The sequence below is a fragment of the Streptomyces sp. NPDC002825 genome, from assembly GCF_040295385.1.
Lineage (GTDB): Bacteria > Actinomycetota > Actinomycetes > Streptomycetales > Streptomycetaceae > Streptomyces.
The window spans coordinates 1-7,477 of record NZ_JBEOVH010000046.1 but is presented as its reverse complement, the minus strand read 5'-3'; the positions used below and the strand labels follow the sequence as shown (position 1 = coordinate 7,477).

Sequence of the window (7,477 nt, the reverse complement as noted above, 5' to 3'; positions counted from 1 at the left end):
GGGTGGAGCGGGCGCGGTGACCCCGGGCGGTCGGCGGGCCGGCCGGGCCCGCTGACCTGGGCTCTCCCGGCGTTTTGACCCGTCGGGGGTGGCGCGGGTACTGTTGCGGTTTGTTATGCGTATTGGCTTTGTCGTTCTCACGCGAAGGGCCCTTACGCGAGTTCCCTGGAGCAGTTACCAGTGGTTTGCATACGGGCAGTGATCCCGGCAGTGCAGGCCCCAGCTGCATGATCGCTTCAGGTGTGTCTGGACTCCATCCACTGAAGAAGCGAAGGCTACGAAGTGCGTACGTACAGCCCCAAGCCCGGCGATGTCACTCGCCAGTGGCACATCATCGACGCGCAGGACGTTGTCCTGGGCCGTCTGGCGACGACGGCTGCGAACCTCCTGCGAGGCAAGCACAAGCCCGTCTACGCCCCCCACATGGACATGGGCGACTTCGTCATCATCATCAACGCTGACAAGGTCCACCTGTCCGGCAACAAGAAGACCCAGAAGATGGCCTACCGCCACTCTGGCTTCCCGGGTGGTCTGCGCTCCGTCCGTTACGACGAGCTGCTCGACAAGAACCCCGAGAAGGCCGTCGAGAAGGCCATCAAGGGCATGATCCCCAAGAACTCCCTGGGCCGTCAGATGCTCTCGAAGCTGAAGGTCTACGCGGGCGAGAACCACCCGCACGCTGCCCAGCAGCCGGTTCCGTTCGAGATCACCCAGGTCGCGCAGTAATCCCGGCCACACCCCCTAAGAACGAAAGAAATCTGAGGAGAATCGTGGCCGAGACCACCCCCGAGACCCCCGTCGACGAGTTCGAGGGCGTCGAGGAGTACACCACCGAGACCGAGCTCGTCGAGGGTGAGTACACCTCCGAGTCGCTCGCGTCCCGCTTCGGCGACCCGCAGCCGGCCGCCGGCCTGGGCCGTCGCAAGAACGCCATCGCCCGCGTCCGGATCGTTCCGGGCACCGGCAAGTGGAAGATCAACGGGCGTACGCTCGAGGACTACTTCCCGAACAAGGTCCACCAGCAGGAAGTCAACGAGCCCTTCAAGGTGCTCGAGCTCGACAACCGCTACGACGTCATCGCCCGCATCGCGGGTGGCGGTGTCTCCGGCCAGGCCGGTGCCCTGCGCCTCGGCGTGGCCCGTGCGCTGAACGAGGCGGACGTCGAGAACAACCGCCCGGCGCTGAAGAAGGCCGGCTTCCTCTCCCGTGACGACCGTGCGGTCGAGCGGAAGAAGGCCGGTCTCAAGAAGGCCCGCAAGGCTCCGCAGTACAGCAAGCGCTAATCACGCCTGCTCGGTCTGCTTTCGTACGCCCCGGCGGCACTGCCCGTGCCGTCGGGGCGTACGTTTTTTCATAACCTCTTTCTCTTTCACCTGGGCACGTATTTTCGGAGGACAGCTGTGGGACGACTCTTCGGCACGGACGGCGTACGCGGCGTCGCCAACGCGGACCTGACGGCGGAGCTCGCGCTCGGTCTGTCGGTCGCGGCCGCGCACGTGCTCGCCGAGGCGGGCACCTTCGAGGGCCACCGGCCGACGGCCGTGGTCGGGCGGGACCCGCGCGCCTCCGGAGAGTTCCTCGAGGCGGCCGTCGTGGCCGGTCTCGCCAGCGCCGGCGTCGACGTGCTGCGCGTCGGCGTCCTGCCCACCCCGGCCGTGGCCCACCTCACCGGCGTCCTCGGCGCCGACCTCGGCGTGATGCTCTCCGCCAGCCACAACGCCATGCCCGACAACGGCATCAAGTTCTTCGCGCGCGGCGGCCACAAGCTCGCCGACGAGCTCGAGGACAAGATCGAGGCCGTGTACGAGGAGCACCGCACCGGCGCGCCCTGGGAGCGCCCCACCGGTGCCGGCGTCGGTCGCGTGCGCGACTTCGGCGAGGGCTTCGAGACGTACGTCGCCCACCTCCTGTCCGTCCTCCCCAACCGCCTCGACGGCCTCAAGATCGTCCTCGACGAGGCCCACGGCGCCGCCGCCCACGTCTCGCCCGAGGCCTTCGCCCGGGCCGGCGCCCAGGTCGTCACCATCGGCGCCGAGCCGGACGGCCTCAACATCAACGACGGCTGCGGCTCCACCCACCTGGACCTGCTCAAGGCCGCCGTCGTCGAGCACGGCGCCGACCTGGGCATCGCCCACGACGGCGACGCCGACCGCTGCCTCGCCGTGGACGCCTCCGGCAACGAGGTCGACGGCGACCAGATCCTCGCCGTGCTCGCCCTCGCCATGCGCGAGGCCGGCACCCTGCGCGGAGACACCGTCGTCGCCACCGTCATGTCCAACCTGGGCTTCAAGCTCGCCATGGAGCGCGAGGGCCTGAACCTCGTCCAGACCGCGGTCGGCGACCGCTACGTCCTGGAGTCCATGAAGGACAACGGCTACGCCCTCGGCGGCGAGCAGTCGGGCCACGTCATCGTGCTCGACCACGCCACCACCGGCGACGGCACCCTCACCGGCCTGATGCTGGCCGCCCGCGTCGCCGCCACCGGCAAGTCGCTCGCGGACCTCGCCGGCGTCATGGAGCGCCTCCCGCAGATCCTCATCAACGTCAAGGACGTCGACAAGTCCCGGGTCGACACCTCCGGTGAGCTCGCCGCCGCCGTCACCGACGCCGAGCGCGAGCTCGGCTCCACCGGACGCGTCCTGCTCCGCCCCTCCGGCACCGAGCCGCTGGTCCGCGTCATGGTCGAGGCCGCCGACATCGAGCAGGCCCGCGCGGTCGCGCAGCGCCTCGCGGACGTCGTGAAGTCCGCGCTGGGCTAGCCTCTCCGAGGCATCGTCATGCACGGGGGAGGGCCCCCGCCGGTTCTCCCGGCGGGGGCCCTCCTCCCATGCGTCAGACCTTCGGCCGGCGGCGCCACCGGCCGCGCTGGGTGCGCCACAGCATCTTCTGCGCGTACAGGGTGAGCGTCCCGGCCAGCATGATGCCGGAGAGGTTGAGGGCCAGCTGAAGCACCGAGCCCCACATCTGCCCCAGGTCGCCGTAGCTGAGCGCCACCGCCGCGTTCGCGCCCGCCGGCACCGTCGTCACCGAGATCGCCACGCCCACCAGGGCCCCGGACTTGGCCGAGGTCAGGGACAGGGTGCCGGCGATGCCGGCGAGCAGGGCGACGACGAAGGAGAACGGGTCCGGCTGCCAGATGAAGCTGGTGTTGGGGCGGTCCGAGTCCAGCTGCGCCTTGCTGAACAGGCCGAGCGCGTCCATCCCCAGGCTGAACACCGTCGTCGCCACGATCGCCGCGGCGAAGCCGACGGTCAGCGCCATCAGCGAGCGCGCCGCCAGCTTCGGGTGGCGCTGCACGATCGCCGTACAGACCCCGGCCAGCGGGCCGAACTCCGGGCCGACGGCCATCGCGCCCACGATCAGGATCGCGTTGTCCAGGACGACACCGCAGGCCGCGATCATCGTCGCCAGGATCATGAACGCGCTGTACGTGATCGAGAGCGTCGACTCCTCGTGCGTCGCCCCCGCCAGCTGCTCCCAGATCACCGCGTCGGCCGGCTCGCCCGGGGCCTCGACCTCGGCCGCGTCCGCCCGCGTCGACAGCGACAGGTCGATGTTCTCGACGGCGATCGAACCGTCCTGATCGATCCTCAGCCCGCGCAGCCCGTGCAGCAGTTCGTCCCCCGCCTCGCGGGCCACGTCGCACAGGACGAGGTCGCCCGACGGGTCCCGGGCCGCGCCGGGCAGCACCACCAGATGGGTGGTGCCGACGGTCGACTCGATGAGCCGGACCGCCTCCTGGGTGCGGTCGGGTGGAACGATCATCCTCAGATGCAGCATGGGGAGAGCGTACGGAGGTCAGAGCTTGCGCAGGCTCAGGCGCTGCACCTTGTGGTCGGGGCCCTTGCGGACGACGAGCGTCGCCCGGCCGCGGGTCGGGGCCACGTTCTCCAGGAGGTTGACCTTGTTGATGGTCCGCCACATCGTGCGGGCGTAGTCGAAGGCCTCCTCCTCGGAGACCTGCGTCCAGCGCCGGAAGTACGAGGACGGGTCCTGGAACGCGGTGTCGCGCAGCTTGCGGAAGCGGTTGAGGTACCAGCGCTCGATGTCCTCGGGGCGCGCGTCCACGTACACCGAGAAGTCGAAGTAGTCGGCGAGACCGACCCTGGTCCGGCCGTCCTTGCCGGGCAGCGCGGGCTGGAGGACGTTCAGGCCCTCCACGATGAGGATGTCCGGGCGGCGCACGACGAGCCGCTCGCCGGGCACCCGGTCGTAGATCAGGTGCGAGTAGACCGGGGCCGTGACCTCGTCCTTGCCCGCCTTGACGTCCGCGACGAAACGGGTCAGGGCCCGGCGGTCGTACGACTCGGGGAAACCCTTCCGGGACATCAGGCCGCGCGCCTTCAGCTCCTCCATCGGGTAGAGGAAGGCGTCCGTGGTCACCAGCTCCACGCGCGGGTGCTCCGGCCAGCGGGCGAGCAGCGCCTGGAGGAGGCGGGAGACGGTCGACTTGCCGACGGCCACCGAACCGGCGACCCCTATGACGAAGGGCGTGCCGCGCTGCTCGGCGTTCTCGCCGAGGAAGGTGTTCAGGGCGCCGCGCAGGCCGCTGGTGGCCTGCACGTACAGGTTGAGCAGCCGGGAGAGCGGGAGGTAGATGTCGCGGACCTCGTCGAGGTCGATGACGTCCCCGAGACCGCGGAGCCGCTCGACCTCGTCGGCGGTCAGCGGGAGCGGCGTCTTGTCGCGCAGGGCGCTCCACTCGGCCCGGGTGAGGTCGACGTACGGGGTCGCCTCGGAGGGCCGGCGCTGGCCGGTCCCGTTCCGGGAGCTGCCCTGTCCGGTGCCCCCTCCGGTTCCGGCGCCTTTGCCGGGGGGTCCGTCGGGGCTTCGTGGCGGCGAAGTGATCACCCCGCCATTGTCGGGGGTCGGCGGGCTCCGTGGGCCGTGGGGTCGGTCACGCGCCGCCGCGGTTGACGCGGCCCGCACCCACTCCGGTCCGGGTCCGGCCGGTGGGGCGGGTTCCGCCGTAGTCTGCCGTCATGTGCGGAATCGTGGGATACGTCGGCGGGCAGTCGGCGCTTGATGTGGTGGTCGCGGGCCTCAAGCGGCTCGAATACCGGGGCTACGACTCGGCCGGCGTCGCGGTGCTCGCCGACGGCGGACTCGCCGCGGCGAAGAAGGCGGGCAAGCTCGTCAACCTGGAGAAGGAACTCGTCGACCGGCCGCTGCCCGGCGGCTCCGTCGGCATCGGACACACCCGCTGGGCCACCCACGGCGGGCCCACCGACGCCAACGCGCACCCGCACCTGGACAACGCCGGGCGGGTCGCCGTCGTCCACAACGGCATCATCGAGAACTTCGCCTGCCTGCGGGAGGAGCTCACCGAGCGCGGTCACACGCTGCTGTCCGAGACCGACACCGAGGTCGTGGCGCACCTCCTCGCCGAGGAGTTCTCCTCCGCCGGGGACCTCGCCGAGGCCATGCGGCTCGTCTGCCGCCGGCTCGACGGGGCCTTCACCCTCGTCGCCGTCCACGCCGACCAGCCCGACGTCGTCGTCGGAGCCCGCCGGAACTCGCCGCTCGTCGTCGGCGTGGGGGAGGGGGAGAACTTCCTCGCCTCCGACGTGTCCGCGTTCATCGCGCACACCCGCTCCGCGATCGAACTCGGCCAGGACCAGGTCGTCGAGCTGACCCGGGACGGCGTCACCGTCACCGACTTCGACGGGGTGCCCGCCGACGTACGGGCCTACCACGTCGACTGGGACGCCTCCGCCGCCGAGAAGGGCGGCTACGACTACTTCATGCTCAAGGAGATCGCCGAGCAGCCCAAGGCCGTCGCCGACACCCTCCTCGGGCGGATCGACGGGGCCGGCCGGCTCACCCTCGACGAGGTCCGCATCCCCGACGCGGTGCTCCGCGAGGCCGACAAGGTCGTCATCGTCGCGTGCGGCACCGCCTTCCACGCCGGGCTCATCGCCAAGTACGCCATCGAGCACTGGACCCGGATCCCCTGCGAGGTCGAGCTCGCCAGCGAGTTCCGCTACCGCGACCCGATCCTCGATCGGCGCACCCTGGTCATCGCGATCTCCCAGTCCGGCGAGACCATGGACACCCTGATGGCGCTGCGGCACGCGCGGGAGCAGGGCGCGAAGGTGCTGGCCGTGTGCAACACGAACGGCTCGACGATCCCCCGGGAGTCGGACGCCGTGCTCTACACGCACGCCGGCCCCGAGGTCGCCGTCGCCTCCACGAAGGCCTTCCTGACGCAGCTGGTGGCCTGCTACCTGCTCGCGCTGTACCTCGGGCAGGTGCGCGGGACCAAGTGGGGCGACGAGATCCACGCCGTCGTGCGCGAGCTCGCCCGGATCGGCGACGAGGTCGAGCGCGTCCTGGAGACGATGGAGCCGGTACGGGCCCTGGCCCGGTCCCTCGCCGACAAGGACACCGTCCTCTTCCTCGGGCGGCACGTCGGCTACCCGGTGGCCCTGGAAGGTGCGCTCAAGCTCAAGGAGCTCGCGTACATGCACGCCGAGGGCTTCGCGGCCGGTGAGCTCAAGCACGGGCCGATCGCGCTCATCGAGAAGGACCTCCCGGTGGTCGTGGTCGTGCCCTCGCCGCGTGGGCGGTCCGTCCTCCACGACAAGATCGTCTCCAACATCCAGGAGATCCGGGCGCGGGGTGCCAGGACCATCGTCATCGCCGAGGAGGGCGACGAGGCCGTCGTCCCGTACGCCGACCATCTCGTCCGCATCCCCGCCACGCCTACGCTGCTCCAGCCGCTGGTCGCCACGGTGCCGCTCCAGGTCTTCGCCTGCGAGCTCGCCACCGCGCGGGGCAACGAGGTCGACCAGCCGCGCAACCTGGCCAAATCCGTGACCGTGGAGTGAGTGGGAAATGATCATTGGGGTGGGGATCGACGTGGCGGAGATCGACCGCTTCGCCGCGTCGATCGAGCGCACGCCGGGGCTGTTGCAGCGTCTCTTCGTCGAGCGCGAGCTGCTGCTCGCGAGCGGCGAGCGGCGCGGCGTCGCCTCGCTCGCGGTGCGGTTCGCCGCGAAGGAGGCGGTAGCGAAGGCGCTCGGCGCGCCGGGCGGGCTGCACTGGACCGACGCGGAGGTGTACGTCGAGGACAGCGGGCAGCCGCGGCTGCGGGTCCGGGGGACGGTGGCGGCGCGGGCGGCGGAACTGGGCGTCCGGCACTGGCACGTCTCGCTCAGCCATGACGCGGGGGTGGCGTCGGCGGTGGTGATCGCGGAGGGATAAGGGGTGGCCCCGGCGCCCCGCGAGTCCCCGCGCCCGCGCTGAACGGTGCCCTGGCCCACCCTCGTGTGGGCCCCGCGCCCGGCTGACCGGCACCTTCCGGGCCCCGCCCCGCCTCGTGTCGGGCCCGGGCCCGCGCCCCGTGTGGGCCCGCGCCCGTGTGGGCCCGCGCCCTGGGCGGGCGGTGCCCCGCTGCCGTGTGGGCAATCGTCCCTCCCCCAGACTTCGTCCGGGGGGACCCCCAGGGCGGGACGGGTGGGCACACGGGACGGCG

General features: G+C 71.2%; 7 protein-coding genes. 5 read left to right on the top strand and 2 right to left on the bottom strand.

The genetic code is table 11. The features are described 5' to 3' along the window. The first annotated feature begins 282 nt into the window (after positions 1-282). The 3 genes from rplM to glmM all read left to right on the top strand — a co-directional run bounded on the left by rplM (position 283) and on the right by glmM (position 2,759). Complete coding sequence (gene rplM / locus ABT041_RS36140; RefSeq protein ID WP_225802478.1) at positions 283-726, top strand: 50S ribosomal protein L13; 444 nt, start codon at positions 283-285, stop codon at positions 724-726. 44 nt (positions 727-770) lie between these two features. Then, positions 771-1,283: a 30S ribosomal protein S9 gene (rpsI, locus tag ABT041_RS36135; protein WP_015035601.1), complete on the top strand. Its 513-nt coding sequence runs from the start codon at positions 771-773 to the stop codon at positions 1,281-1,283. A 117-nt stretch (positions 1,284-1,400) separates the two neighbouring features. Continuing rightward, the gene (glmM, locus tag ABT041_RS36130) at positions 1,401-2,759 is read left to right on the top strand and encodes a phosphoglucosamine mutase (RefSeq protein WP_351192679.1); all 1,359 of its coding nucleotides are present in this window, start codon (positions 1,401-1,403) and stop codon (positions 2,757-2,759) included. 73 nt (positions 2,760-2,832) lie between these two features. On the opposite strand, the gene ABT041_RS36125 is transcribed toward glmM, so the two are convergent. Beyond that, positions 2,833-3,780, bottom strand: coding sequence for a DUF389 domain-containing protein (locus ABT041_RS36125; RefSeq protein WP_351192676.1), 948 nt, complete (start codon positions 3,778-3,780; stop codon positions 2,833-2,835). Positions 3,781-3,798: 18 nt separating this feature from the next. Beyond that, the gene (coaA, locus tag ABT041_RS36120) at positions 3,799-4,851 is read right to left on the bottom strand and encodes a type I pantothenate kinase (RefSeq protein ID WP_351192673.1); all 1,053 of its coding nucleotides are present in this window, start codon (positions 4,849-4,851) and stop codon (positions 3,799-3,801) included. A gap of 131 nt (positions 4,852-4,982) precedes the next feature. On the opposite strand from coaA, the gene glmS reads away from it, so the two are divergent. Together glmS and ABT041_RS36110 are read left to right on the top strand one after the other, a co-directional pair. After that, on the top strand, positions 4,983-6,830 hold the full coding sequence (gene glmS / locus ABT041_RS36115; RefSeq protein WP_351192670.1) for a glutamine--fructose-6-phosphate transaminase (isomerizing): 1,848 nt from the start codon (positions 4,983-4,985) through the stop codon (positions 6,828-6,830). Between the two features lie 7 nt (positions 6,831-6,837). Continuing rightward, a complete protein-coding gene (locus ABT041_RS36110; RefSeq protein ID WP_351192667.1) occupies positions 6,838-7,206 on the top strand; it encodes a holo-ACP synthase in 369 nt (122 codons plus the stop codon). Positions 7,207-7,477 lie beyond the last annotated feature (271 nt).